General features: G+C 58.2%; 18 protein-coding genes. 9 read left to right on the forward strand and 9 right to left on the reverse strand.

All coding sequences use genetic code 11. The annotated features are described in order from the left end of the window. Positions 1 to 9 precede the first annotated feature (9 nt). Positions 10 to 1,593 carry an oligosaccharide flippase family protein gene (locus AC3CCE_RS00385; RefSeq protein ID WP_488377065.1) on the forward strand — a complete coding sequence of 528 codons (1,584 nt, stop codon included), beginning with the start codon at positions 10 to 12 and terminating at the stop codon, positions 1,591 to 1,593. Between the two features lie 18 nt (positions 1,594 to 1,611). Then, positions 1,612 to 2,664 carry a GNAT family N-acetyltransferase gene (locus tag AC3CCE_RS00390; protein WP_084624839.1) on the forward strand — a complete coding sequence of 351 codons (1,053 nt, stop codon included), beginning with the start codon at positions 1,612 to 1,614 and terminating at the stop codon, positions 2,662 to 2,664. A 719-nt stretch (positions 2,665 to 3,383) separates the two neighbouring features. Here AC3CCE_RS00390 and AC3CCE_RS00395 read toward each other — a convergent pair. From AC3CCE_RS00395 to AC3CCE_RS00405, 3 genes are all read right to left on the reverse strand, one after another. After that, positions 3,384 to 4,103 carry a Crp/Fnr family transcriptional regulator gene (locus tag AC3CCE_RS00395; RefSeq protein ID WP_023697353.1) on the reverse strand — a complete coding sequence of 240 codons (720 nt, stop codon included), beginning with the start codon at positions 4,101 to 4,103 and terminating at the stop codon, positions 3,384 to 3,386. Between the two features lie 712 nt (positions 4,104 to 4,815). Further along, positions 4,816 to 7,116, reverse strand: a complete 2,301-nt coding sequence (locus AC3CCE_RS00400; RefSeq protein WP_023715461.1) for a mannose-1-phosphate guanylyltransferase/mannose-6-phosphate isomerase — start codon at positions 7,114 to 7,116, stop codon at positions 4,816 to 4,818. A gap of 13 nt (positions 7,117 to 7,129) precedes the next feature. Continuing rightward, positions 7,130 to 8,650, reverse strand: coding sequence for a phosphomannomutase/phosphoglucomutase (locus tag AC3CCE_RS00405; protein WP_352625225.1), 1,521 nt, complete (start codon positions 8,648 to 8,650; stop codon positions 7,130 to 7,132). Between the two features lie 121 nt (positions 8,651 to 8,771). Between AC3CCE_RS00405 and AC3CCE_RS00410 the strand changes: the two genes are divergently transcribed. The 3 genes from AC3CCE_RS00410 to AC3CCE_RS00420 all read left to right on the forward strand — a co-directional run bounded on the left by AC3CCE_RS00410 (position 8,772) and on the right by AC3CCE_RS00420 (position 12,160). Continuing rightward, a complete protein-coding gene (locus tag AC3CCE_RS00410) occupies positions 8,772 to 9,197 on the forward strand; it encodes a hypothetical protein (RefSeq protein WP_156940760.1) in 426 nt (141 codons plus the stop codon). Positions 9,198 to 9,364: 167 nt separating this feature from the next. Continuing rightward, a complete protein-coding gene (locus AC3CCE_RS00415) occupies positions 9,365 to 11,245 on the forward strand; it encodes a GumC family protein (RefSeq protein ID WP_023697348.1) in 1,881 nt (626 codons plus the stop codon). 126 nt (positions 11,246 to 11,371) lie between these two features. Then, a complete protein-coding gene (locus tag AC3CCE_RS00420; RefSeq protein ID WP_023697347.1) occupies positions 11,372 to 12,160 on the forward strand; it encodes a sugar transferase in 789 nt (262 codons plus the stop codon). Between the two features lie 550 nt (positions 12,161 to 12,710). Here the strand turns inward: AC3CCE_RS00420 and AC3CCE_RS00425 are convergent. Then, positions 12,711 to 14,024, reverse strand: a complete 1,314-nt coding sequence (locus AC3CCE_RS00425) for a polysaccharide biosynthesis/export family protein (protein WP_023697345.1) — start codon at positions 14,022 to 14,024, stop codon at positions 12,711 to 12,713. Positions 14,025 to 14,038: 14 nt separating this feature from the next. Next, complete coding sequence (locus tag AC3CCE_RS00430) at positions 14,039 to 14,911, reverse strand: glycosyltransferase family 2 protein (RefSeq protein WP_023697344.1); 873 nt, start codon at positions 14,909 to 14,911, stop codon at positions 14,039 to 14,041. A gap of 246 nt (positions 14,912 to 15,157) precedes the next feature. On the opposite strand from AC3CCE_RS00430, the gene AC3CCE_RS00435 reads away from it, so the two are divergent. Next, a complete protein-coding gene (locus tag AC3CCE_RS00435; RefSeq protein ID WP_023697343.1) occupies positions 15,158 to 16,390 on the forward strand; it encodes a glycosyltransferase in 1,233 nt (410 codons plus the stop codon). Here the strand turns inward: AC3CCE_RS00435 and AC3CCE_RS00440 are convergent. Beyond that, entirely contained in the window at positions 16,383 to 17,513 is a 1,131-nt protein-coding gene (locus tag AC3CCE_RS00440; protein WP_023697342.1) for a glycosyltransferase family 4 protein, read from the reverse strand. The two genes, AC3CCE_RS00435 and AC3CCE_RS00440, sit on opposite strands and share 8 nt — an antisense overlap. A 190-nt stretch (positions 17,514 to 17,703) precedes the next feature. Here AC3CCE_RS00440 and AC3CCE_RS00445 point away from each other — a divergent pair, with 190 nt between their 5' ends. Together AC3CCE_RS00445 and AC3CCE_RS00450 are read left to right on the forward strand one after the other, a co-directional pair. Then, on the forward strand, positions 17,704 to 18,975 hold the full coding sequence (locus tag AC3CCE_RS00445) for a glycosyltransferase family 4 protein (protein WP_023697341.1): 1,272 nt from the start codon (positions 17,704 to 17,706) through the stop codon (positions 18,973 to 18,975). A 247-nt stretch (positions 18,976 to 19,222) separates the two neighbouring features. Continuing rightward, entirely contained in the window at positions 19,223 to 20,662 is a 1,440-nt protein-coding gene (locus AC3CCE_RS00450; RefSeq protein ID WP_488377066.1) for a DUF4214 domain-containing protein, read from the forward strand. 493 nt (positions 20,663 to 21,155) lie between these two features. Here AC3CCE_RS00450 and AC3CCE_RS00455 read toward each other — a convergent pair whose 3' ends face one another. Together AC3CCE_RS00455 and AC3CCE_RS00460 are read right to left on the reverse strand one after the other, a co-directional pair. After that, positions 21,156 to 21,914 carry a response regulator transcription factor gene (locus AC3CCE_RS00455; protein WP_023715467.1) on the reverse strand — a complete coding sequence of 253 codons (759 nt, stop codon included), beginning with the start codon at positions 21,912 to 21,914 and terminating at the stop codon, positions 21,156 to 21,158. Between the two features lie 597 nt (positions 21,915 to 22,511). Continuing rightward, the gene (locus AC3CCE_RS00460; protein WP_023833439.1) at positions 22,512 to 22,730 is read right to left on the reverse strand and encodes a hypothetical protein; all 219 of its coding nucleotides are present in this window, start codon (positions 22,728 to 22,730) and stop codon (positions 22,512 to 22,514) included. Positions 22,731 to 23,235: 505 nt separating this feature from the next. On the opposite strand from AC3CCE_RS00460, the gene AC3CCE_RS00465 reads away from it, so the two are divergent. Continuing rightward, positions 23,236 to 24,678: a hypothetical protein gene (locus AC3CCE_RS00465; RefSeq protein ID WP_023697337.1), complete on the forward strand. Its 1,443-nt coding sequence runs from the start codon at positions 23,236 to 23,238 to the stop codon at positions 24,676 to 24,678. 294 nt (positions 24,679 to 24,972) lie between these two features. Here AC3CCE_RS00465 and AC3CCE_RS00470 read toward each other — a convergent pair whose 3' ends face one another. Beyond that, positions 24,973 to 25,875, reverse strand: a complete 903-nt coding sequence (locus AC3CCE_RS00470; RefSeq protein ID WP_245265588.1) for a glycosyltransferase — start codon at positions 25,873 to 25,875, stop codon at positions 24,973 to 24,975. Between the last annotated feature and the right edge of the window lie 770 nt (positions 25,876 to 26,645).

Below are 26,645 nucleotides of genomic sequence, written 5' to 3' on the forward strand. Positions count from 1 at the left end.
GAGATAGGAATGGCGAGCATCCGGCGCGCGGTGGTCGCGGTCTATTTCGAGAAGTACGCGACCCTCATCCTGAATTTGGCGACGCTGTATGTTTCGTCGCGGTTTTTGACACCCAACGAAATCGGTGCTGCCTTCCTTGGCGCCAGCCTCGTCGCGCTCGCCGAGGGTATGCGGGACTTCGGCGTCACCAACTACATCGTCAACGCCGAAAAACTCTCGAAGGGGGAAATACGCACTGCCTTCACCTTGATGCTGGCGGTCGCCGTCGTCCTTACGACCGCCTTCGTCGCGACGGCGGGCCTCTATGCCGCCTTCGCCCACGAACCGCGTCTGGAGAACTTTGTCCGCACCGTGGCATTCGGCTATCTGTTCTCCAGCATCGGTTCGCCGATCGTGGCTCTGCTTCGCCGCGACCTGAAGTTCTGGAGCATCGCGGCCATCAACCTGGGCTCCGCTCTCGTCGGCAACATCACCACAACTGGCCTGGTGATGATGGGCTTCGGCTATATGAGCTTCGCCTGGGGCTCGCTTAGCTATCCGCTCTCCACCTTTGTCTTTGCCGTCCTCATGCGCCCGGACCTGTCCATCTTCCGGATCGAGCTCACAAAATGGCGCGAGATTCTGGCGTTCGGCGGCTTGAACACCGCGACCGGCCTTCTGACCACCCTTGGGGAGGTCATTCCAACCTTCATGCTGGGGCGGGCCAGCGGCAGCACCGATGTAGGTCTCTACAGCCGAGCCCAACAGGTCACACAGACGCCCAGCCGCCTAGTCATATCGGCTATCTCCGCGGTGGCCCTGCCAGGGTTCGCCGCCCATGCGCGCACGGGGCGTCCCCTCAAGGCCCCCTATCTCAAAGCCGCCGCCAGCCTGACCGCATTCCACTGGCCGGGCCTGGCGATGGTCATCCTCTTCGCCTATCCCCTGGTGCACACCCTACTGGGACCAGGATGGGAGACCTCCATCCCGCTGGTGCAAGTGATGGCGGCCGCCACCATGCTCTGCTTCCCCGTCCCCCTTATGTTTCCGGCCTTGGTAGCCGTCGGCGGCATCCGAGACACGGCCAAGGCCTGGATCATTTCCCTGCCGATCACCAGCCTGATCATGATCCTGGCGGCCCAGCATGGCCCATTTATGCTAGCGCTCTCGATCTTCGCCACCACGCCGATCCAGGTGGGCGTCGGCCTCTGGTTCCTGATGCGGCGGCTGAAATTGAGCGTCGGCGAATATCTGCGCGCCCTACTGCCCAGCGCCGTCGCCACCCTCGCGACGGCGCTGGGCCCGCTCGTCGTCATCGGACTGAACGGCCTCGACATGAACCTGTCGGTCTTACAGACTGTCCTGGGCGGCGGGCTTGGCGCAGTGTTCTGGTTCCTGGCCATGGGCTGGACCCGTCATCCGTTTGCCGCCGAACTGGCTTATCTGCTGGGCAGGATCCAGGCCTTGGCGCCTGTGCGCCTGCGCGCGCCCTTTGCCCACCTCCGGCGCTTCCTGGGTGAGGACACCGAACAGGGGCAGGCGCCTGCGCCGGCCGACGCGAACACCGGCGGACCGCTTCTTCGAAGGATTGCCTGGATGGCAGACAAGCACTGACTGCAGGGGGAACCGGTGATGAATCACTCTGACGCCATGGATTCTGCCGGCGCGAAAGCCGCCGGCTCGGATTTCAAGCGTGCGTTGGGCCATCTCGCCGCGCCCGCCGTGATCTCCGCTGCCCGCATCGTCACCCCCTTAACCTCGCGGGGCGTTAAAATCGCCTGGTTTGATGTCTGGAACTCGACCCTCGACCAGGTCTTAGACGACCTACCGGCAATTCCCGGCTGCGACCGCGATCTCTATCGTGAACTCACCCAGCCTACGAGCGTCCAGAAGCGCCACGCCCTGGCGACGGAGAACGGCCGGCCGACCGCGCTCATCTCGCTGCGTCGCCGCCGCCGGTACTGGGAGCCCGTCGCCTATCAATCGCTTTCCGGCGTAATCGCGCCCACGTCCTCTCCCGCCGCTCTTGGTCGGGCGCTACACGCCCTGGGTGTCGAGGTCCGGGTCGAGGCGGGGCTCGACAAGAGCGTCGTGGATCTCAAGCCGCGATCCTACTGGTCTCCAGACAACTACCGCGTCGACCTGCAGGGCGACTATGAGGCACTCTGGAGCCGCAATCACCGCAAGAATGTGCGCAAGGCCCGCCAACGTTGCGACGAGTTCATGCGCCTTCGCGTCGACGATGTGGGCGACCTGGAATGGTGCTGCACCCAGTGGAGCCGCGTGTGGGAAAGCAACGACGCCGAGGAGACGGTCGCCGCGGAGGATCGTCTGCGGTTCTGGCGCGCCTTCATGAAACGGCAGACCGCCGACAGTCCGATCCAGTTCCACACCTTGCACCTGCTCGACGGCGGTCGGCGCACGGCCGGCACCGTCCTGATGTGTCAGGACGGTGCCGTGCTCGGCCAATGCATCGTTCGCGACCCCGAATACGACGGCTTTTGGGTCGGTGTCCGCATAATGCAGGCTTCGATCGAATGGGCGGCAAGCGCTGCGTATCGCCAGTTCGATCTCGGTTCCGGGCAAGACTACAAGCAGAGTTGGGGTCAGCCCGTAGCCGGGCGTTATGGTGCGATCTTCCGCCCACTTGCGGTCAGCGCGCTCTATCGGTTCGGACTTCTGTGACGACGCAGCGACATTAGCCGATTGAGCAAACGGATCGAGCTCTGCATTGCTGAGGACGACCGACCCGCCCCCAGTGCTAGCCCAGAAGCCAAGCAGAACTTCACCGGGTGCCACAAAGCCGGGGAAAACGGCTCTGAAAGGTGTTACTTCGAAGGTCCTAATATTACCATCGTTCCAGCCGGCAACGCCACCCAGGGAGCCGGTGAGGCCCGATGGTCAGACAAGTTGCACCCCAACAGGCTGTCGGGCCGCTTGCGCGGATTCCGCTCCCGGCCAAATGAGCGCGTGCGGCCCGAAGTCTGCGGGGTAGCGGCAACCGCCGCCGGACCTGACCGGCAGGATCCACTTCGCGCCCGGTGACAACGATTATGTGCTATTGATTATATAAGAAGAATTCATCCAAACGAATAATGAAGGAGTAGAGGCGAAGCGTGACTGGTATCAGGCGTACTCCGAATAAACGGCAAATGTGGGACCTGCAGGCCATATTGCCAGCTAATCCAGGCTGACGCAGCTTTATGCCCGATCTTACTTGCTAGGCTCAAGAAACACGCAAAAGCTTGCCTAAGCGGAGCGGCAGGTTCGGACTGGTTTGTAGCTCGGCGCAACTCTCTTTCCATCGCTGCAGCTATTCACCAATGGGAATTCCGTTGCGGCCAGTCCAGCGCTCGAGCGCGCTTTACCAAAGCGAGGGTTCCAAAGGCTAAGGCGCCCGGCGCTCAACTCTTGATGTATTCGCCGTCGAATCCAGCGAACTTCGCCAGACCGCGGTAATCGAGCAGGCGGACATGGCCCTGCCGGAATTCGAGAAACTTCCGCTCGCGAAGTTCCCGCAGCATTCGATTGACGTGGATCGGAGTAAGGCCAAGGGCGTCAGCGAGGTCGTATTGGGTGAGCGGGCAGTCGAAGCCGTTGCGGTCAACTGCGCCTACTCGTTGCAGACGCGCTGTCAGCTCGAGCAGCAAATGTGCTGTCCGCTCTAATGCGTTGCGTCGTCCTGCGCTGGCAAGGTGCTGAGCCATAACCGCCCCATTGCGCAAGAGGGCTCCAACGATGAACGCGAACAGACGAGGCGATTTCATAGCGGCAAGCGTCAATGTCTTGGTGGGTGCCACCAGCAATGAAAGTTCAGTTTGAGCTACGAATGTCCCAATAGAGCCGCTTCCAGGTGATTGAGACAGAACGACATCGCCAGTCAGGGCAAAATCGAGAATTTGTCGCTGCCCGTCCGGAAGCTCATGGGAAATGCACCCCCAACCCGACTCGACGACGTAAATACGATCGTTGTCGTCACCTTGGCTGAAGATTACCGCGTCGACTAGATACCGCTTCGCGGCGAAGCCGAGGGTCTTGATCAGAGCGGCGTCGTCATCGTTAAGTCCAACGTATGACAAACTGTGCTCATCTCCTCTCGAAAAAAAACGTGAAGCCTGTGTCATCCCTAACCCTACCCAATTCCTATGTACCCTCCTGAAACTCATCATGCATATTAAATTTTAGCTTATGAGCGTTCTTTCAGATCTCGCCAAAGGAAGGTGCCACGACATCAATCTCCTGTCGAAACCTGGATCGGAATAGGCCACGGGTCGATTGATGCCGCCTAGAGCTTGTATTATCTATGACTTACTCCTCTTAAAATTCTCCCTCATTGACTCAACGATCTCACTGGCAACGAGACAGCTCCGATTGTCCGCCTGGTCGGCGGCATTGCGCAACGTCAGGGACGCATCCCGCAGCAGGCCCCTGATCTGCGCCGGAGATAACAACTCCGATGCTTCAAGTTCCAAGAGGACCGATTCACTCACATGCAGCGCTGCAAGCGCAACTACCCGAGGTCTTGTTGCAAGCAGCTTCAAGAGATCACCACTGCGCCTGTCCCGCGATTTCTTTTTTGCCATCGTCGCCCTTCAGCTGCCCGGACAAAAAGCTTCTACTTCCCACACTTTGATAAGTTTACGCCGCCAGAAGCCGGGAAACCCTCGTGTTTGTGGGCGCGGCCTCTGCTTAAGGTACCGCAGTTTGCCATGGTGACACAGAGGCAAGAAGATACCGAATTAGCGGTACCTCCCACCGCATCAGCGCGAACGGTGAGAAGACTCCCTGTTTGGAGTAAGATCTGCCGCGTCGTGACGCGATGAGCAGTCGCTTTCTTCAACCATAATTCTGCTTCGCAACAAGGCTGTCCGCTTTCAGAGAAAGTCCCGGAAACGCCTGAACCTGCCCCTCAGTCTTGTCGAGATATTGCATCAATGCCGTCACCAAATGGTAGAAGATGCTGGCAGGAACCTCCGTCGCCAGCGACCGACCGCGCTCGTCGATCCTGTCCATCCACAGGCCAAGCGGCGCGGGATCGATATGCCATCTGAAAAGGCGCGCGACGCGAGCTTCGATCTCGGGTTTCAGATCAGGCCCACCGATGTTGTCCAACGCGATCGCCGCCTTGATGGCTTCGCATTGAGGCCAGCTGCGCGAGAGCCTGTCGAGAGGCATCCCTTGTCTCGAAACGGCCGCATAAGCCAGCCCTGTGGCTCGATTCAGTCCGCTGGCGACCGCCGACGAATAGAGTTTCCTCGCGTAAGCAGCCAGATCTTTCTGTCCGGTTGCCCGCGCGAAGTCGACGAGCAGGGAGGCCCATTCGAAATGGTGCCCAGGCTCGGTCCACTGTCCCTTGTCTCCGGGCAACGGCAGCCAGTCGGCATCGAAATATTCGCCGAGCGTCCAACTTTCCTGGTCGAAGAAATGGCTGCGGAATAGATCGATGATGCGAGCCGCTCGACGCAGATATGCGCGATCGCCGGTTGCGGTGTACCAGGCAAGGAATGATTCGAGCATGTGCATGTGTGGGTTCGAGGACCGAACCCCGTTCCAGCCTGGTGTCTCGAGGAAGCCATTTAAGCTCCCATCCTCAAGGTGCGAATCGATGAAATGAAATGTCTCCTGTGCAAGCTGAAGGGCAGGTTGGTGGCCGCAGCGATAGGCATGAGCAAGTGCCAGGAGCACGCAGGAATGGTCGTAGGCATCCTCCGCCGGATCGGCCACGCTTCCATTGGAATTGAGGGTGCGTACCCAGCCTCCACGATCTGTGCGGCCGTATTTTGCGATGAAGTCTATACCATGATCGATGAGCTTGTCGGCGGCCCCCGTCCAGCCACGTTCCTTGGCCACAGCGAAAGCATAGATCTGGCGAGCCATCGTGCGCATCCGCTTGGGTTTGCCCAATGGCCTGGCATCGAAACCGAGCGCTTCGTGGAAGCCGCCATGCGCGTTGTCGACGCCTGCGTCTGACCAAAGCGGAAGGGTCTCGTTGAAGAGCCAGTGCTCGACGCGCTTGCGCCATGATCCGCTGACAATGACCCGGTCTTCCGACGCTGTGAATTTCGTCTCGAGGCGCCCGCTCTTCTCAAGTTGCTCGACGACCTTCTTCACATTCTGACTATGGCTGACCGGGGCGATGAATATGGCGTCCGGCGTTGCGACCACCGCCACATCCTTCATTCCTATGACGGTGAGCAGCCGACCTTGGCTTCTGAGGTAGGAGTTGTCGCAGTCCATGGCGACGACATCGCCCATTACGACGTTGCCGTTTCCGTCCACGGGGCTGGCCTCCAGCAAGGATTGCCACGACCCAAGATCGTTCCAGCGGAACGAAGCCGTCACCATCGCGATGCCCCGCGCATGTTCCATGACTGCATAGTCGATCGATGTGGAGGGGACAGCCGAGTAGAAGCCTTGCGGCAGGTAAACGCCCGACACATCCACCTTGGCAGTGCTGAAGGCGCGTTCGGCGGTTTCCCAGATCTCCGGGTGAAACTCGAGCAAAGCCCTCCGCATCGTGTCGGCACGAAAAAGGAAGATACCAGCATTCCAGTAAAACCTCCCCGACGACAGATATTTTTGCGCCGTCTCGATGTTCGGCTTTTCGACAAAGCGTGAGACCGCGGCTGCGCCGTCACCATTGGCCGCAACCTCAATGTATCCGTACCCGGTCTCTGGATGAGTGGGCTTGATGCCGAACACGACAATGCTTCCCGAGCCGGCGGCGGGCATACCCGCTTCAACGGTCTCCCAGAACTGCGTCTCGGTCGATATCTCATGGTCGGAGGGAACCACGAGCACAAGCGCTTCGTTGCCGTGCTCCGAAATCGTCTGCAGTGTCGCAATGGCGACCGCTGCGGCCGTATTGCGGCCCAGCGGTTCGAAAATTGGCTTTCCCCCGTTCAGACCGAGCGAACTAATGTCGGAGATGACGCGTTCGGCATGGCGTTCGGATGCTATCAGATAGATCGGCGTTTCGTTGTCCGGCCACGCCTTCAGGCGCCGAACCGTCTTCGCCAGCATAGAGCCATCCCCCGAGAGATCGTGGAATTGCTTAGGATTGTCTTCGCGCGAGAGCGGCCACAGCCGGGACCCGACCCCGCCGCTCATAACAAAACTTACGATCCGGTGTGCCATGCTTCGGTTCCTCTCAGAATGTCTGGTTGTAGGCTCCGACCTCTGGATTGCGGCGCAGGACGGCGTCGATCGCCTCGAACATCTGTCGACGTCGCTCCGACGAGACGGGGCTTTCGACGACGACGACAATTTCGGGCTTGTTCGACGAAGCCCTGACCAGACCCCAGGTGCCGTCTTGAGCCACGACACGCACCCCATTGACGGTAACCAGATCAACAAGCGGCTGCCCCGCAAACTCGGTCCCGTCCCCCTTCATTTTCATGAAGTCGCCCAGGACCTTGTCGACGACGCCATATTTGACTTCGTCGGGACAGTGGGGGGACATTGTTGGGGTGCCGAAGGTCACGGGCAGGGCGCGGTAGAGTTCGGCCAGCGTCCTTCCCGGATTACGGTCGAGCATCTCGCAGACAGCAATCGCCGTGATAAGGCCGTCATCATAGCCACGCCCGATCGGCGGGTTGAAGAAGAAGTGTCCCGATTTCTCGAAGCCGGCGATTGCGTTAAGCTCGGCTACCCGCCGCTTGATGTAGGAATGTCCCGTTTTCCAATAGTCCGTGCGCGCGCCGTTTCGCGCCAGAACTGGATCCGTCATGAAAAGCGCGGTTGATTTCACGTCCACGACAAAGGTGCATTGCGAATGCAGGCTGGAAATGTCTCGCGCCAGCATGACGCCGACCTTGTCAGCGAAGATCTCGGTGCCCTCATTGTCGACGACGCCACAGCGGTCGCCGTCGCCGTCGAAGCCGAGACCCAAATCGGCACCGGTCTCCAGAATCTTGTCCCGGATGGCATGCAGCATCTGCATGTCTTCGGGATTGGGGTTGTAATGCGGGAAGGTGTAATCGAGCTCCACGTCCAGTGGGATCACGTCACAGCCGATGGTCTTCAGCACCTGTGGCGCAAATGCGCCAGCCGTCCCGTTGCCGCAGGCCACGACCACGCGCGGCTTGCGTCGAGCCGTCCTTCCGGCAGTCAAGTCGTCGATGTATTTCTCACGAAATCCGGACACGAATTCGTAGCCGCCGCCACCGACAAGATCGAAGTCGCCGTTCAGTACGAGCGCTTTGAGGGCTGTCATCTGGTCAGGACCGAATGTTAGCGGTCTCTGTGCGCCCATTTTAACTCCGGCCCAGCCGTTCTCATTGTGGGAAGCCGTGACCATCGCAACAGACGGAGCGTTGAGTGCGAACTGGGCGAAATAGGCGGTCGGGGAAAGCGCCAGGCCGATGTCCTTGACATGTGCGCCAGCCGCCATCAGCCCTGAGACCAACGCCATCTTTATGGACATTGAATAACTGCGAAAGTCGTGACCCGTGACGATCTCCGGGCCGACCCCCATTCGGCGGATCAGAGTGGCGAGACCCATTCCCAGTGCTTGGGCGCCCATCAAATTGAGCTCGGGCTCTTTCTCCGAGCCAGGGTGGCCGAACCACCACCGCGCATCATATTCCCGGAAGCCAGTGGCTTTGATGAGAGCATTGTTCTCGAACGCGAATGTGTTTGGCCTGGCTTGGGCGACTATCGTTAAGGTCACGGCTACCGCTCCGGGATTGCGCCAATATTCCTAGCATGGCCGCGAACCTCGGCCCCTTCATGAATTCGGGTAGCGCTACCCCGCGGCTCGTGCCGCTTCATCCAATAGGTGGTGCCGATCGATGATCGAAAGGATATCTCGTCCAGGCATGGGGGTCGCGTATCGTGGGGGTAGGCCCGCATCGGGCGCCAACATCAATTGTGGCTCTGTAGTGCCGCTGACATCATTCGGATTCTCCTTTCACAAGAACGTCGATGATAGGCGTTTCCAGGCTTTGGCGCGTGCCCTCGACCTCATTCAGCCGGAGATCGAAAGGGAATCGGAACGACTTCGCCAAGCTCGGAAACGAATGACAGATTGTGCCGCATTTTGCCTGGAGGCGACGGAAAACGGGGATAGGGGCGAACGTCTTTCAGCCAAACTGGTTATCCTCTCGCACGATCTTGCGGCAAACCAAGCACGAGAGTTGCTGCTGGAACAGCAGAAGTCATTTCTAGCCAAGATAAGGGCCGGTCTGCCGCGCATTCTTCATTCGCAAAGGATGTAGGTCTACGCCAATTGGCGGCGTTTACCTTCCCCCACGTCGGCGTAGTCTTTCTGCAAAAGCCGGGATCGCGGGCCCCGGCTCTTATGAGAACATCGGGCGGACGCCATGAAGCTCTGTATCGGGCGGCGTGCACGAAGGACTCTCCCATGCCCGCCGGAGACGTTTGAATGAACCGCTTGTTCGCCAACCAATGGCCTTTGGCAACCAATCAGCAGGCCAATGTCGGACAGGAATTCGTCGGCCTCTCGGACATAACCGGGTTTTTGAGACATTATGTCGGAACAATTACGGCCTGCCTTGCCGCGGCACTCCTGGTCGCATGGTTCTACGATTTGACCACCGATCCGGTTTTTACAGCCAGCGCCCAGATATTGATCGAACCGAAGCTACCGCAACATTTGCAGGAGGGCGGTGAAGTAAATCTGTCATTGGACACCGCACAAATTGAAAGTCAGATCGCAGTACTGCAATCTGAAAAGATTGCTTCGATGGTAATTGATCAGTTGAAATTGATTGAGGATACGAGTTTCAATCGCCCCGAGACACCGATGTTGCAGGAAAGAATCAGGAAACTCAAAGATATAATGGTGCAGGCTTTAGGGCTTGAGAAAAGCGCACGGCTGAACTCACTCTGGGGGCATATCGGCTTAGGCGCTCCGGAGTCGACCGCAAAGCTGACCGATTACCAGAAGTCCCGTCTCAGCATGCTGATTTTCCTCAGTGGCCTCGATGTGCGAAGGGTAGGTGTCTCCTACGCGATAGACATATCCTTCACCTCCGCCGATCCGGAGGGCGCCGCCAAGATTGCGAATGCAACGGCTGACGCCTTCGTGCATGAACAGATCGACACCAAGGCCGATTCGGCAAGAGAAGGTGGAGCATGGTTGGAAAAACGCCTTCAGCAGCTGCGCACCCAGATGAACGAGGCCATGGCAAGGGCGCAGGCATTTCGCTCTCGGCACGATTATAGCGTAGGAGGTGGTGCAAGTGCCGGTGGCGGCGTTAATTCTGAACCTACTCTCGAAGAACTCGAGGTAACTGCTGACACCTATCAGAAAATGTATGAGAGCTTTCTGCAGGCTTACACCAATTCGGTAAGCCAGCAATCCTACCCGGTTGCAGATGCAAGAGTGATCACTGCCGCGACGCCGCCGCTTTTTCCAAGCGCTCCAAAACCGAAGCTGGTGTTGGTCTTCGCTGGCGTCGCAGGGCTCATTCTCGGCATTGGCCTTTCCTTCGCGCGGCATTCGTTCGACTGGACCATACGATTGCCACGTCATGTCCGCGATAATCTGGGAATAGAGTGCGTCGGAGAACTACCGCCCACGAGCAGGCGCAGGGAATTCGGAAATGTCGACGAAGTGACCAAGCATCCGTGGTCGCGATACAGCCAGAGCCTAAGGAAAGCGCGAACCGAAATCAGCTTGGCGGAAACGAACCATCCGGTGAAGTTTCTTGGACTAACCGCTGTTTCGAACAACAGTCAGAAGACTTCCGTAGTCAGCAACCTCGCCACGCTCTATTCGATGTCCGGTCTAAAGACGTTGGTGATTGACGCTGATGTTCGCAGGTCGACGATTACCACAAGACTGATTGGGCACTCAAACGTCCAGAGCAACGAGTGCCTGGATCCCGCTCGACACAATATCATACGCGCTCTGGGGCGGCGGTTCGACGTTCTTTCAAGTTCCGTCGTGGATGCAAAGAACCTGCTCGTGCCAAGGAACATGCAGGTTTTCCTTTCTGAAGTTACTGCTGGGGACGCGGCAGGCTACGAGTTGGCCGCTTATGATATCGTCATCGTTGACCTGCCATCGCTTGAATCCGGGGCGGATGACCTGGTCGTTGGATCCGTGCTCGACGGTGTCGTGGTGGTTGCGGAGTGGGGAAAGACGCACGTCGACGCACTGCGGGAACTCGTGAGAACACTTCAGGCCTCCAGGACGCCTATACTTGGCGTGCTTCTCGCGAACGCGAGGGTAATGACGTCCAAGCACCGTCGGGTTGCCGCTAAGCAGAGCGCTTTCGGAAGCCGGCAAAGCGTGTAGAGCAATCATATGTGAGGATAGGGGGTAGCCCCTGGAGTATCGCGCTACCTCCTTTGCATTTCTTGCCGGCACGTTCCGTCCTTGGAAGACTGTCGAAGTTAATCAACGAGAAACAGCGACCGTCACATGACAAACGCCTTCGAAAAGCAGCACCAGGGTGAGGCGCTTTGGAGCCAACCCGTTGTGCCGGCCGCGATCGAAAGCAGGGCGATCCTGCATGTTGTTTCTGCGCGTGACTACGCCAGCACCGGAACGGTGTTGAATGAGCTGCCGGGTGTCCTCACCGGAAAGACGAACCCTCCGATTGGAGGCCTCCTCAAACGGATCATGGATCTGGCCATAGCCGGCGCAGCGCTCGTTTTGGCCGCGCCCGTCATGATTGTCGTCGGTCTGTTGATCAAGGTTACGGCCGGCGGTCCAGCTGTATTCTCGCATAGGCGAGTAGGCTTGGGTGGAAGCTCATTCAATTGCTATAAATTTCGCTCGATGGTCGCCAATTCGGACGAGGTTCTGAAGGCATATCTCGAGTCCAACGCCCACGCACGCAAGGAGTGGGAAGAGACCCACAAGATCAGGAACGATCCCCGCGTTACGCTTTTCGGGCGACTGCTGCGCAAGTCCAGCCTGGATGAGCTTCCCCAACTCATCAACATACTGCGCGGTGACATGAGTTGCGTGGGCCCAAGGCCGATCGTCGAGGACGAACTCAGGCGTTATGGCGAGCATCAGGCAGAGTACCTCGCAGCAAGGCCGGGGCTCACCGGTCTTTGGCAGGTGAGTGGAAGAAGCAGCATGGACTATAATAACCGCGTTGCGCTGGACAGCCACTATGTGCGGAACTGGTCGATCTGGCTTGATATCGTGATCTTGCTCAGGACCATCGTCGCGGTCATGCGGGTCGGCAGGGCCTCCTGAAACGTCGAACGATCACTTCTCGTTTCGATTGCAGTAGTGCGACAGAGACAAGCCTGCGAGGTAGGCGCAAGCCAAAAGAAATATCAAAACCAGAGATTTGCCACCAGTCACATGGCCCCACAGGCCTAGGCTATTCCAGGCAAGGATTGCGATCAGAAGCACTGCAGTCGCTGCCAGCAGCGCGGCAGCCTTGAAGCGTAGACCCAGAAGTATCCCTGCCACCGATACGGCCAGTATGCTTGTGAGCACCGATATCTCCAGTGGCACCCGCAGAAGGAGTTGGCTTTCCGCGGCGGGGAGTTCCGTCAGGGGCCGAGACCCACCGTGCGCCAACTGATAGGCGGCCTAGGAGTGCAAGGCAAGTGCTAGATACGGTGCTTCGGAATGCTGTTTGCGGTATTGCAAAGGGGTACTTGTAGAGCCACATATTTTTGGGTCGCAGCCCCATGCCTAACGCCCCAGCCATCCAACCCCACCTGCAACAGGTGGCGGTCCTGGTGAGCATCGACGGAGCCAGGATGCTGGCCTGGTTCGCGCCAAGCGGATCTGGTCAGTTCGTAGTTCCAACAGCAGTGGTGTCCGCCTGGACGCTTGCATCCGCTGCAGGCAAGCTGTCCAAGCCAGACTGCGGCAGGGGGATTTCGACCTTGATGGTATCGCCCGGCTCGACAAGGGTTGTCTCTTGGGCAGCAAGTTCTTCCGTGCCGGTGTCTTTCGGCCTCACAATGGTGAAGATCGGCTTGGCCCTCGCCGCACTCTGCCTTAGCGCCAGCAGAGCGGGCACAGCGACCTGCGTCTCGCTCAGCAACTGCACTGCGGTGTCGGATTTGCTGGTCACCTCGTTGAGCTGCTGCTGTGTTTCGCGCAAGCCCTCGGCGACCTCGCTGGAACGCTGATTGCTAAGGTTGAGTATTTCGATGTCTGTCTTGCTCATCTCCTGCCTGACACGCAGCATCGAGGTCTCGGCCGCTAATCTGTCGCTCTGCATCTGGGCGACAGTCCCCTCCAGCGCAAGTTCCCGTGGTGCAACCGCAAGGCCCTTCTGCACGAGATTCGAGACACCCGCGAGCTCCTTTTGGATGAGCTCGATCTGTTTGTCATGGAAAGTCAGCTGTTGCTCGAGCGAGGCCAGCTCCTGTTGCAGGAAGTCCTTGAGGTCTCGCAGTGAACGGAGCTGGGTCGCCAGTGCATCCTTTCGGATATCGAAAATCTTGCGTTCCTGGTTCATTGCAAGGGCAACGGTTTCGTTTGAAACCCTGTCCCTCAGTTCAGGGGGGAAAGCGATGTCGTCACTGCCGGCCAGCTCTGACTGCAACCGCGCTTTGCGTGCGAGCAGGCTGACATTGTTCAGAGCCAGCAGCCCGACATCGCCCCGGGCCGTGATGAACTCTCGTCCAAGCCGAGACACATCATCCTCGCGTATCGGCAACCCGCCGGCGACCCCAAGCGCCTGCAGCACTGTCAGGCCGGGCCTGTAGGGAAACTCTCCGGATTGCTTGACGTTGCCGACCACATAGAACGGCCTGTACTGGGCAATCTCCACGGCGACATCCGGCTGGCGGCCGAGTCCCATCTGCTGCATCAGCCGATCGCCTATGGCGCGGGCGAGAGTCCCAGGAGCGGTGCCCTCCGCGCGTATCTGCCCGACAAATGGCAGGAAGAGAGTCCCGTCGGCACCGACAGTGAAACTGTCGTTGAGAGCCGCCCACTCGAAGATCACATCACGCGATGCGCGCCATTCGTAGACTTTGAGCCTGACCTTGTCCTGCGGCCCAAGCAGGTACTCCGCGGCTGATGCCGGATACGGACAGACAGAGGCTGCCGCCAATGAAATCCCTGCCGCTGTTGAAAGCCATTTCCGCATTGTCTTCACCGTCGTCAGATCTTCAGGATGTATTCGGGTTCGATGCGCCCCATGGCGATATGCAGGATCGCGAGCGCGTTGCCGCTGAGACGACCTCTGCGATCGACATATGGCTCGGGCCAAAGGCTCTTTGCGAGGTTGGCCGCAATGTTCCTGAACATAAGGGGCAGTGCGAAAGAGGCTGGAACTGACCCCTTCTTTATCAGGTAGATCGCATTGACGACCTGGGAGTAGCCGAACCGCTTTCCGCTGACGCGGCCCGTTTTGATTCCGAGATGAACGCCCGTGATCGACGTCACGCATACGACGCGGCCTCTGGATCGCATTTGACTTGTGAAGTCGATGTCTTCTTGCCAGCCGTAGAGGACCAGGCGCTCGTCAAAGCGCAAATCGCCAACCAGCGAGGAGCGGAGCGACATATTGCATCCGTAGGCACCGACATGGTCGACCACGGACGCTCCATTCGGTTTTAGGCCCTCGGCTTCCCTCAGCGCAGCCTCTGCATCGTCCCAGGTGAGACCAGCATTGGTGGCGCCGTCTCTGACGACCCTGCCCATCACAACCGCCCATCCGCGATTTCCGGCAAAAGCCTGCTCGATCTGCTCCAGGTACTGGGTGGATGGAACGAAATCGTCGTCGAAGAATGTTATGATGTCGAAGCGCCGCAATGAAGGCACGAGAGCGGCGTTGCGTTGCGCAGCCAATCCTTTTGGACCGAACACATTCGACACAGGGAAGGGGCAGCCGTCCGGCAGGTCGATGTGTGTGGCGTCGGGTGCCGACAATATGACTTCGTCGGGAAGTCTTCTCTGGCTGCCCAAATATCCGAGCAGGCGAGCTACTTGCTCGCTGCGGCCGAGGGTTGGGATAATCACCGCAAGTTTCATGTTTCGTCCAGGCGTCGCTCCCCCTGACCATATTATGACGCGATGGCTCAAACAGCTTGAATAAAAGTGGGCGCGACCAACGCGGCCTACCTCATCGAGTACCAGCTTTTGACGTACTTCCTGCAAGCGGGTCACGACCATAAGCGGTAGGCGCATACGCGCCGGCAGCGGTCGGTGATCGATCGGACAACTTGCGATGGTCCCCGCACAAAACGGAAACTCGGGCTTAAAAGAAAGGGGAGAACCATGCTCCATGAACGTTCTTCCGACCTGGCCATCGCGGCCAAGGTCGAAATGCCGATTGAGGAGTTTCCGGCTGCCCCGGCGCCCGACTTCGACAGATATGCCAGGATAGCGGTCGTTCACGACTGGTGCCCAAATTTCCGGGGCGGCGAGCGAGTTCTGGCGCAAATCTGCAAGCAGCTTCCCAATGCAGAGGTATTCACACTTTTCGATTTCCTCCCGGCCGAGGTGAAGGAGCAATACTTCCGCGACGTGCAATTTCATGCCTCTCCGGCCAACCGGATCCCTCTGGTGCGGAAATTCTACCGGTCTCTCTTCTTCTTTTGCCCGTTTCTGATCGAGCAGTTCGACGTGACCGGCTATGACGCTGTGATCTCGTCGTCGGCCGCATTTTCTCGTGGCGTGATCACAAGGCCTGATCAGCCGCATCTGTGTTATGTGCACAGCCCTGTCCGCTATGCTTGGGACGAGCAATTCTCGTATCTTGAGCAGGGCAAGCTCGGTTTCGGTCCGAAGGGAATACTCTACCGCTATATGCTGCACCGTCTGAGGACCTGGGATACGAGAACCGCGCACGGTCCAGACCTGATGCTGGCGAATTCCAACTATGTGCGTTCTCGGATCCGCCACATCTACGGACGTGACGCAAAGGTTGTTTTCCCGCCGGTCTCGCTGAAGGAACTGCCCTGTGTCGAGGACAAGGACGATTACTACGTCTCGGCGTCCTTCCTGGCCCCCTACAAGCGCACCGACCTCGTGATCAGGGCCTTCAACGAGATGCCGTCGCGACGGCTGGTCATAGTGGGCGAAGGACAGCAATCGGCCAGCCTGCGGGCGCTGGCAGGTCCTAACGTCACATTCTCGGGATTCCTTCCTCGCAGGGACTATATCGATACGCTTGCCCGAGCGAAGGCGATGGTCTTTGCGGGTTGCGAGGACTTCGGCATCGCGCTCGCCGAGGCGCAGGCCTGCGGGACGCCGCTGATCGCTTTCGGGAGAGGCGGCGCGGTCGATATTGCACGCAGCCTGGGGTCAAATTCCGAGCCGACGGGGGTGCTGTTCAAGGCTCAGACCATCGATCACCTCAAGGAAGCGGTCAAACGGTTCGAGGAAAACAGCCACCTCATCACCCCGCGGGCCTGCGCTCGGAACGCGCAGCGCTTTTCCGAAGAGAATTTCGACCGCGCCATGCTGGACTCGATCGGAGCGGTCCAGGCACTTCACACGATCACGTGAGTTCACGTAACCTGACTATCCTGGTCTCTGGATCGATACCGTCGGCAAGAGCCATCGCCTGCAGGTAGCGCAAGGCGCTCGCTCTCCAGCTATATGCCAAGGCTCGGGCTTTTCCCTTCCTCATGAACTGCACGCGTAGCGCCTTGGAATTGCGCAGCCCCATGAAACGGTCGAACCACGCCTGCGGGTCGTTGGCAGCGGCATAAAGAGCTGCGTTCCTACAGACCTCGGGCAGGCTGGCGCGTTCGGACACGACGACCGGACAGCCCAGCGCCATTGCCTCGACAACCGGAAGACCAAAGCCTTCAGTTAGCGAAGGAAAGGCCAGGCAAAGCGAGTCCATCAGCAAAGCAGCCAACTCGTTGTCGGAAATGCGTCCGAGCCAATGGATATTTTGGGCTTCAGCTCTGGCTGATCCTGTTTTGAAAATGTCCGAATCCGACATGCCGACGACCGCGATCTTCAGTCCGGCCTTGCCAAGGCGCTCGGCCATATCGAGAATGAGCTTCACATTCTTGTGAGGTGCGGCGCCGCCGATCATGACGATTGTTTCACGCGAGGCCGCCAATCGTGTCGCCGCCGAATGTTCAGGCTTCCATCGGAGGACATGTTCATGACCGTTGGGGGCAACGAAGGCCCTCTGCTCCGCAACGATGCCCAGCCGAACCAGCTCGCCTAGCGAAAAATTGGAAACGGTCGAAATGCTGCATGCAGTCTTGCCGAGGCAGGGTAGCAGCGCTTTGTAGGAGGTCCTGAAGCGAAGTGAATAGCTCTCTGGGGCATTCCAGACATTTGCATCATGAATGCAGACAATGTGCTTGCGCGACAGAAGCGGGCCGGTATTGCACAGGCTGAGGAGCCCGCCACCCCGAAGAGAGGCGGCTAGCCGGGTCTGCTCCCATAGGTGCCCACCCCTGCTGCCTATCTCGCAACGTTCGATGGAATTGATCGCGATGTCTGAGCTGCCAGGTGGGCAGTGAAGCCTGAGTTCCAGCCCACGGGTGAGCGGCGCCTGCTCGGCGAACAGGGCATCCAGCGCACGCACGATCTCTCCGGCATAACGCTGGACGCCCGTTGTCGGTTGGGAAAGGAAACGCCCGTTGATCGTCCACTGCCGTGCCATGTCACCCTCTCCATGTCCCTAGTTTGAAACCGTCAGCGCGTGGGGTCACCACAGCCGTTGGGTCGTGCGGACGCGCGCAGCATCATCCAGGCAGGCGAGGGCGAGCGTTGGAGCTACCTCAAACGTTTGAGGGTCGCTGCGGTTCAGAGAGTGTTAGTCTGGATGTTGGGGCGGCAAGGCGGGGGACGTGATGATCGGCAAATCTGAGTTCGATGCGGCGCCGGCGGTGCAATCGGGGAATTTGAACGGACACAGCGTTGCCGCCGTGGTGGCAAGATCGCTTCCCGGAGGCTCGCAGTACCTGATTGGCCATCCGGGCCGGACATTGGCGGACTTAGTGCCGCCAAAGCGCCGGTGGACGATAAACGGTGATTTCACCACGCTTCGACGCAATGGGATAGCGCGTTATGCCCACGAGGTGACGATGGCTCTCGACGCCCTTATTTCCGAAGGGCATCCCTTGGGTCGCGACCTTGAGATCGATCTCGTGGTGCCGCGCCAGCCTGCCGAGCCTCTTCATCTGAAGGCAATCGCGGTGCGGGTCGTCCCCGAATTCAACAGGCCTCGACTTCCCCAGTTCTGGGTACAGGCGCAGTTGCCCTGGCATGTGCCGGGAGGGTTGGTGAGCTTTTGCAACCTCGCACCGGTCGTGCTGAGACGCCAGATCGCATGCATCCACGACATGCATACAAGGTTGATGCCGTCGAGCTACGGGCGAGGGTTCCGTTGGGCTCACCGCCTGATCCTTCCGCTGCTGGGCAGGCGGGCTGCACGGATCACTACGGTTTCGCAACTCTCCCGCAGTCATTTGGTCGCGTTCGGCATAGCGCGCGAGGAGAACATTGTCGTTACTTACAACGGCAGCGACCATGCTAAGAAGTGGGACGCGACGATATCATCCTTGGCTGTCAATCGGGGCAGGCCATATGTCGTTTGCCTCGGCCGGCGGGATCAAGAATACAAGAACATGGGGCTTCTCGCTAAGCTCGCATCGTTTCTAGATGAGATGGGCCTCGATCTGTGGATGCCGGGTGACATCGACGAAACCACGGTCTTGCGGCACGTCCCGAAAATGCCGGCGAACATCATCCTTCTTGGGCGCATAAGCGATCACGACTTCAAAAAGGCGCTTGAAGGCGCCCTCTGCTTCCTGTTTCCATCACGGATCGAAGGCTTTGGGTTGCCCGCTATCGAGGCTATGGCGTCGGGTTGCCCGGTCATAGCCTCGACTTCGCCCTGTTTGCCTGAAATCTGCGGAGATTCCGCACTCTATGCCGATCCGGACGACGTCCAATCATGGATCGAAAACGTTCGCCAGCTAGCGGTCGACCCAGATATGCGCAAGCGAATGGTTGGCAAGGGCCATACCAGGGCGAGCAGCTATTCCTGGCGCTGGATCGCTTGGAAATATCTCGAGCTTATGATCCAGGTCGACGCCGATTTCGGGGAAGTCTACGGGTAATTGACCGCGAGCGCAGTTACCCCGTTGGTTAGCGCACATCGCAATCAATTTGAGTCATCCTCGGCAGTCACCCCCCGCTCATCCGGGTGCTGAATCGGGGCAGCGGCACTCCAATGGTCATGCCGCTTGATGGCTAGGTTGTAGCCTCCAAAGGAGGTAACGCGAAGCTTCCCATATCCATTTTGACCAATTGCTCCCGTGTCCCGCAGTTCCGACAATCCCAATATTGATCGTCGTGCAGGGAGGCATGATCGCCATGTCGTTTCGTTTCGCAGCCGCGACTGCTTTGTTGCTGATAGCATCGGCGCCCGCATCCGCCGATTTGCTCTGGGGCGTGAACGGCCATCCGGTGATTTCCTACCCGGATGTTCCGATCGAAAAACAACTCGATTTCGTCAAGAACCTCGGTCTCAAATCATACCGGGTCAACATCACCGCCGCAGATCAACTAGATACCCTTGCTCGGGTCGTGAAGGCCGGTAAAGAAAGAGGGATCGAAATACTCCCCGTGATCACGCCGGGACTAGACCTGGACAAGCACGATCCGGAAGAACTCTATAGTCAGGCCCGGCAATTGGCGGTCGTCCTTGGGGGCAGGTTCAAGAACGATATCCGCGTTTGGGAACTCGGCAATGAGATGGAAATCTATGCCATCATAAAGCCCTGCGAGAAACGCGATGACGGATCACAATATCCATGCAGCTGGGGGCCTGCAGGTGGAACCGGAGCGCTCGACTACTACGGTCCGCGTTGGGTGAAGGTGAGCGCTGCCCTCAAGGGCCTGTCCGACGGCATGACAGCAGTTGACCCGAGCATCAAAAAGGCAATGGGTACGGCTGGATGGGGCCATACCGGCGCCTTCGCGCGGATGAAACAGGACGGAATCGCCTGGGACATCTCGGTCTGGCACATGTACGGGGAAGATCCGGAATGGGCTTTCCACGAGATTTCCGGCTACGGCAAACCCATCTGGGTCACCGAATTCAACAACCCCTACGGAAGTCAGCACAGCGAGCGGCAGCAGGCCGACGGCGTCAAACAGGCAATGACACGGCTTCGCGAACTCCAGGATACGTACAAAGTCGAAGCGGCGCACATCTACGAGTTGCTGGATGAGACCTACTGGGCGCCGAGCTTCGAAGCCAATATGGGGCTGGTTCGACTTAGCAAGAACAACAACGGCAAATGGATAGCCGGTGAACCAAAGCCTGCCTACATGGCTGTTCGCGACATTACCCGTGGCCCGCAGCCGTTGCCCAAGCCACACCGAGATTGCGCCCCTGAAGCAAAGTTTGCCGGCCGGTTCACCTATGTCCATCAGATAAATTTTGCCTATTGCCTCGTCCTTGGCCATGATGGCGATGCCGCAGGGTTGGATCGGTGGTCGCCAGCCCTCGAGAACGGAGACGCCACGCTCACTGCCGTGATCATGGAAATGTTCCGCTCCGACGAATTCGAGGCCAAATATGCCACGATTGGCCTTACCGACCGAGCCTATATCGGCTTTCTTTACCTGATGCTGCTGGATCGCCCCGCAGACAGTTACGGCATCGAAACCTATTCCCGTCAGTTGCGGGCAGGATCAATGACGCGTGATAGCATTGCCCTTGGCATCGTCAGCTCGAGCGAATTCAAGTCCCGACATGCTGCCCTGCGCAACGCCTCGGATGTGCCCGCGCCCTACTAAGCAGGACAAGACGCTGGTTATGGCGGCGGCATTTGCAAGTCCATTGCTCCGCCTCCGGCCACAAAAAGCGCCGGCAAGTCGATTGCCGCGATCGACATGCCAGGCCGAGATCATCAGACAGATGCATCACGTCGCGGACTTGGACCCGAAATTGCTTGTTGCGGTGGCCGCGACACACGCATTGTTACTAATGGAACCGATGTGTACCGCTCTTTAGACGGTCGGCCAGGCGTGCACGAAGCCCCGAGGGAACGATATTCGTCCATAGGTGCAATCATTGGCAGCCTTTTTGGTAATCGCGGAATCTTGAGTGGACATGGAGGATTTTCGTTGAGGCTGGAGTGTCCTGCACCCAGCAGAGCCTCGTCCTGGCAAAACTATCATTTGCAGCATCGGGCATGACAACTGATTCCAGGTGGTTCCCACCCACCGCCAAGGGGAGGAAAACCATCGGTGCGCCGAGGGTTGACCTCGGCGCACCGCCTGAAACCACTCACTCTTGCGCGAGAGCGCCTTCCCCGAAAAGATCGTTGACCTTATAGGCGACTTCCGTCCTATTCGTCGCCTTCAGTTTTTTCATGATATTTCGGATGTGCACCTTCACCGTGCTTTCGCGCAGGTTCAATTCGTAGGCTATGATCTTGTTCGCCTTGCCGCGCCGAAGCGCCTGAGCCACTTCAGCTTGCCGATGCGTGAACATAGTCGTCAACGGACGCGTGTCGCGGCCGCCTGAATCGATCAGATGGCGCATGGACAAAACGCTGCTGGCCGGTACAAAGATGCCGCCAGCCGCTGCAAGATTGACGGCTTCGACACAGACATCAATACCAACTGAAGTCGGGATGTACCCACGTGCACCGCATTCAAGCGCTGTTAGTATTTGCCCGAGATCATCTGTGTCAGACAAAATTATTACCGGAACAGAGCTGAACTCTGAAGAGATTAATCTAATCTCATCTGCAATGCCGCGGTCGGCTAATTTACGCCCGCCAAGGTTGAATAGAATGGCAGCCAGAGAAGGGTAAGACTCCTTCTTTATGCGCCATTCTTCGATCGCACCCATGGCGGCAATGGCCATACCGAGATCATGGTCTTTAAGGGCTGATGCCAGACATTCCCGGTCCAGGGCCCTTCCGTCCAGGATAAGTAGGCACTCTTTGTCGGCTTGTTCGTTACCCCTTCCCGTACTGTTCAAAGCAGCTTCTCGTTGACTTGCCGAATCGAAACTATGCAGTCCGATTGCAGAAACCATACTAGTACCCCAACTTTGCCTATACACAAAGCGACCCTCTGGCGGTCGCCATAACCCCCTCACAATTCCTGGATTTTTTGAAGTGTTCTACCCGTGAAGGCTTAGCCGGATCTCTCCAGCTTAGACGCTCATCATTTCCCCCTATGCCACCTGGAATTGTGTAGATTATGCTATACAAGCGGGTGCTAATCTAAGTTAATTTTCGGTGAACTTTTTTCTCACCTCATAGAACTCGCTGATGCGCGGCCAACAGGGGCTGGTCGACACGCTCACTTCATTGAATAACAGTTCGAGATTGGCAGAGCTGTCATGCTCATCCGATAGGCGGAAGCTGGGCAGACACTCCTCGGTGGCAAACTACCCCAAAGGCTTCGTTGACGAGATACGTTGCCAAGACGAACATGGATTTGCCGGCGTCTGCCCGGGCTTACGCGGTCTGTCTGCGGATATAGCGAAGACAGGATAGGGGAGCCACTCGCCCGCCCCAGTGGCTCCCCTATCGTTTTATGGGAGCGGCGCGCCGGGACAGCAAACAAGAATCCGCCTGCCAGCTTGGCTGGCAGGCGGATAGATGCTCCTGGACTTAACGCTTGGACCTCAGGCGTTTCCCTGGGGATCCGTCTCACTCAGACACCGCCCACCCCTTGCATCGCTGGAGGTCACGGTTTCGAAGGCATCGATCAACTTCTTGGCGGCTTTGTTGGCAACGTGGGATTCGGGATACTGGGCGGTCACAGCCCGCGCCCGTTCGTAAATCTCCCTGAGTTGCATCATCTGCTTAGGGCCAAATGGGCCATGTATAACACGGGCGGTCATACCGCTTATCCTCCTCATGGAACTCTCGAGAACCCACCCCGTCACCAAGAGCACCCAATAATCTCCAACTTAACACGTCATTTCACGATTGTAAGCACAACCTGCCCGCTGGCCTGTGTATAAGAGTGACGTTTCGCGCCGTCGAGGCGTTCTTTAGGGTGCGTTTGCCAATTATCCGTTTGCAGGAAGGGGTAGGCCGGAATCGGAACGGCCGGCGGGTCGAAGGGTCCCGGACGTGTCGGCCTATGCCGCGCTTTGCTTCTCCAGCTGCAGGCAACCAACACGACATTTGGGCACCAGGCTGGCAGCCATTTTATCAGGCTCACCGGCAAAATAACTTTGCGCCGTGGGATCTGCCGCTGCTCGGGGCTACGGCTTCCTGCGGAAAGCAGGACTACGCCGTTTGGCTCTCTTGCCCAAGCTATGCACCTGTCGAATGATGCACTCATCGGATAGCGTCTTTCGAACGCTAGAATGACCAACAGGGAGAGAGGCTCAGTCAGCAATGCAGGTTTCTCTGCCGGGTCTTCTGGTGTGCGCGGCCATTCTGATCATTGCATACTATTCCCGAGGAATGCTGATAGTTGGGCTGATTGCTTCCCAGGCATTCGGCGCTACCGCCGTTATGACCCTGACTTTTTTGGGTGGGTCTTCTCCGCTCATCTACACCATGTTCGAGGCTCTGCTCGTCGCTGCCGTCGCTGCCAGACGACATATATGGATCGACTTAGGAAAGGTGTTTGGGAGCATCCGCGCGGTCTGGGTTCTTGCGGGCGCTATGGTTTACGCAGTTATTGGAGCGTGGCTGTTTCCAAGGTTCTTCGCCGGGCAGACGGCTGTCTTTGTCCAGTCGAAAATCCGCGGCACCGTCGTGGAAGCTTCGCTGGCTCCGGTTTCAGGCAATACCTCTCAGACAGGCTATTTCATTCTCGGTGGGCTCACGACCATCGCGCTTTGCACCCTGTTGCTGCACTCTGACAGGATAGACCAGCTACGCCGTGGGTTCTTTTTGTGGTGCGGCCTGCATGCTGGCATGGGGCTGATTGATTTCGTCAGCAAAAATGCCGGCGTGGGCGACGTACTCGCCCCGATCAGAACCGCCAACTATGCGATCATAAGTGACGCCTACGAGGCCGGTTTCGCACGCATCACAGGACCTTTTTCCGAGGCCTCTTCGTTTGCCGGCGCCTCCCTGGCCTGCTTGGCATTCTCCTATACATACTGGAGAATGACCAGGTCCCGTCTCGCCCAGTGGCTGTCGGCCATCCTGCTTTTCCTGACCATCCTGTCGACGTCCTCGACCGCCTATGTTGGCCTCACTCTGCTGTGCATTCCGGTCGCCCTCTCAATGTTGGCATCAGTTCTCAGGGGACGAGTCGAGCGGGAGGAGATATTGATCACCGTCCTGATGGTGCTGGGCGTGGCCCTTGTTATGGGCGTGAGCCTCTACCGGGCCGACGCGCTGGATCCCTTCGTCAGGCTCATCAACAGCACCATCATCAACAAGGCAGCTTCCGCCTCGGGCAACGAGCGCACCTATTGGAACCTCAAGAGCCTGCAGTCGTTCGTTGACACCAGTGGCCTTGGCGTGGGCTTCGGCAGTTCCAGGGCATCGAGCTGGCCGATCGCGGTTCTGTCCCAGCTTGGCTTCTTTGGGTCTCTGATGATGGCCATGCTGCTCGGTGTCCTGACCAGGGGATTGGGCGGGGTACAACAATGGGTGACGCCTGAGACGGCTGCAGTCGCAATGAGCATCAGGAACGCCGCCTTCGCCGCCATAATTGCCAACTCGGTGTCAGGCGGCAGCGCTGACCCAGGCCCCATCTTCTGCATCGCAATCGCCGTCGTCTCCGCCACCAGGGTCAGCGCCTTACGCATGGCAGCAGGATTTGAAAGACACAATTGCTATCAGGCGGCACAGCCCATGCCTGCTATCGATGCCGCTTAGGCGACCGGAACGCTACGCGACGCCCAGTGCCACTCGAGTTGTTTTGCCAGCGATGCCGGAAAATTGGACTACTGCTTTCGTAGCCATTCACTGCTTCGCCGACTCCTTGTGATATTTGCGCGATCTCAGCAGCCGTATGCAGTGCCATGTGTCTTTGGCTCTAGGACGAGCTGATAAATGTAGGCTTGCGTTGGCAGCGGGCAATTTGCGATTGTGATATCGCGAGGCCTGCCCTTTTGGCAGCTACTCCAGAGGCGAGGTACGCCCACGCCTAAACGAAACGTCCGGCCTGCTTTATCCGCCCAGCAGCAGGCTTCGCCAGCCCTGCAGGAAGCGCTGTTTAGAAGCGCGCGAGGCAACGTCCCGCAGTTCGCGGCTGGCCTGTGCCTTTTCGCTCGAACTGCGTGAAAGCGCTTGCCGCATCGCCTGTCCGATTGCAGTCGTGTCGTGTGGAGGAACTTGCACGCAGACTCCTTCCACCGCTTCCACCAATGCACTTCTCTCGGAGACGATCGGTAAGAGGCCCATATGGGCCGCCTCCAAGGCGGGCATTCCAAACCCTTCCAGAAGGCTCGGCAGAACGAATGCCTCAGCGTTCGCGTAGAGCCATCGCAACTGGCTGTCCGGCACATATCCCGGCAGCACCGTCCCTGGTATCGATTTCGCAAGATCGATGATCTTCTCGCGGCCGTCGCCTCGCGAGCCGCAAAGCACGTATTTGATACCTTGCTTGTAGAACCCGCCGTTTCGATATGCCTCAAGCGCCGTGATCTGGTTCTTGCGTGTTTCAAAGGCGCCGACAGTCAAGAAGAATGGCCCTTTGACAGCAGGAAGGGATTCCAGGGATCCATCAAACAGGCCCGTACGCACGTACAGCGGAATGGTGATCAGGAATCGGAAATTTGACCCATAGATGGAGACGAAATTATCCTTCGACCAATCGCTGACGAAAACAATCCCGGGCCTGTGTCTGCGGATTTTTTCATATGCGACACGGTAATTCTCAACGGTTCCAGGGTCATAGAGGAAGCTGTGGCTCAAAGGGCCGACGTCATGGCAGAGCACGACATCTTTTTCAGCCAGCTCTGACCTCAGCACAAAGAGCGGATCGAGAAAAACCCGGCTGTAGCCATCAGCGGCTTTGCTGCCGATCAAGCAATATTGGCTATCCTTAAGCCAATTGATTTCCAGCATCATCAGCCTTGCCGCGATCTTGCGCGCCAGCCCTCCGGGAGCCACCGCGCCAAGTCTCCAATATCGAACCCGTGCGTGCTGTGGTACGAACTCCTGGCAAAGGTCCTTTGCGATATGCCAAGCACCAGTCCGGTTCAATATCGATAACGAGTTTTCAAAGAGTGGACGACCAACGGCGAGAGCCCCGAAGGGTTCGGAACAAGTCGATCCAACTCTTCCCGCCGCCCTCCGTGGACCTTGCCGCTTTTCAATATCCAACGACCGTTCTCCAGATAGGGGTATCGAACCCATTGACGGCATTCATCCAATGCCACGGAAAAAATCGTCGTAAGTTTCAGTATGGTCGTGAAAAGGTATCGGGTAGTGGCTTTTTGTCAACGGAACCAGAGGACAAGAGGCTCCTTTAAAGGAGCAAGTTGGGTCTAACCTTATTGATAATAGTTGCCGCAGCGGGAATTCAGCCCAGCAGACTCCGGGCGTTCTTGCGCTCGCGATCATCCGCAGGCATCAGGCTGACTGTGCGTCATCGCTGGCGGCGCGCTATCACATCTGTTGCCGTGCTGGCCCATGTGGGTGGTACCGTCTCAGATGTGCTCGCGCGCGCCGATACGGCCACTCGGCGCCAGGGATGAGGGCAGGGATGAGGTGCACTCCTTTCCCTGCCTTCAGCATCGCGAAAGTCGTAAGCCCAGCCAGATAAGCATACACTGAAAGGCAGCGGCGCGGACGGCCCCAAAATCGAGACCTTCATCGTGGTCGAACACGGAGGCTGT

The sequence above is a fragment of the Mesorhizobium sp. P160187 genome (genome assembly GCF_057766425.1).

Excerpts from the sequence above, each read along its gene's own strand:
- AC3CCE_RS00385 (WP_488377065.1), top strand. The coding sequence starts at position 10 with ATGGCGAGCATCCGGCGCGCGGTGGTCGCGGTCTATTTCGAGAAGTAC.
- AC3CCE_RS00390 (WP_084624839.1), top strand. The coding sequence starts at position 1,612 with ATGAATCACTCTGACGCCATGGATTCTGCCGGCGCGAAAGCCGCCGGC.
- AC3CCE_RS00445 (WP_023697341.1), top strand. The coding sequence starts at position 17,704 with ATGATCGGCAAATCTGAGTTCGATGCGGCGCCGGCGGTGCAATCGGGG.
- AC3CCE_RS00460 (WP_023833439.1), bottom strand. The coding sequence starts at position 22,730 with ATGACCGCCCGTGTTATACATGGCCCATTTGGCCCTAAGCAGATGATG.
- AC3CCE_RS00415 (WP_023697348.1), top strand. The coding sequence starts at position 9,365 with ATGAACCGCTTGTTCGCCAACCAATGGCCTTTGGCAACCAATCAGCAG.
- AC3CCE_RS00440 (WP_023697342.1), bottom strand. The coding sequence starts at position 17,513 with ATGGCACGGCAGTGGACGATCAACGGGCGTTTCCTTTCCCAACCGACA.
- AC3CCE_RS00395 (WP_023697353.1), bottom strand. The coding sequence starts at position 4,103 with ATGACACAGGCTTCACGTTTTTTTTCGAGAGGAGATGAGCACAGTTTG.
- AC3CCE_RS00430 (WP_023697344.1), bottom strand. The coding sequence starts at position 14,911 with ATGAAACTTGCGGTGATTATCCCAACCCTCGGCCGCAGCGAGCAAGTA.
- AC3CCE_RS00420 (WP_023697347.1), top strand. The coding sequence starts at position 11,372 with ATGACAAACGCCTTCGAAAAGCAGCACCAGGGTGAGGCGCTTTGGAGC.
- AC3CCE_RS00425 (WP_023697345.1), bottom strand. The coding sequence starts at position 14,024 with ATGCGGAAATGGCTTTCAACAGCGGCAGGGATTTCATTGGCGGCAGCC.
- AC3CCE_RS00455 (WP_023715467.1), bottom strand. The coding sequence starts at position 21,914 with ATGGTTTCTGCAATCGGACTGCATAGTTTCGATTCGGCAAGTCAACGA.
- AC3CCE_RS00470 (WP_245265588.1), bottom strand. The coding sequence starts at position 25,875 with ATGATGCTGGAAATCAATTGGCTTAAGGATAGCCAATATTGCTTGATC.
- AC3CCE_RS00400 (WP_023715461.1), bottom strand. The coding sequence starts at position 7,116 with ATGGCACACCGGATCGTAAGTTTTGTTATGAGCGGCGGGGTCGGGTCC.
- AC3CCE_RS00465 (WP_023697337.1), top strand. The coding sequence starts at position 23,236 with ATGCAGGTTTCTCTGCCGGGTCTTCTGGTGTGCGCGGCCATTCTGATC.
- AC3CCE_RS00450 (WP_488377066.1), top strand. The coding sequence starts at position 19,223 with ATGATCGCCATGTCGTTTCGTTTCGCAGCCGCGACTGCTTTGTTGCTG.
- AC3CCE_RS00410 (WP_156940760.1), top strand. The coding sequence starts at position 8,772 with ATGATCGAAAGGATATCTCGTCCAGGCATGGGGGTCGCGTATCGTGGG.
- AC3CCE_RS00435 (WP_023697343.1), top strand. The coding sequence starts at position 15,158 with ATGCTCCATGAACGTTCTTCCGACCTGGCCATCGCGGCCAAGGTCGAA.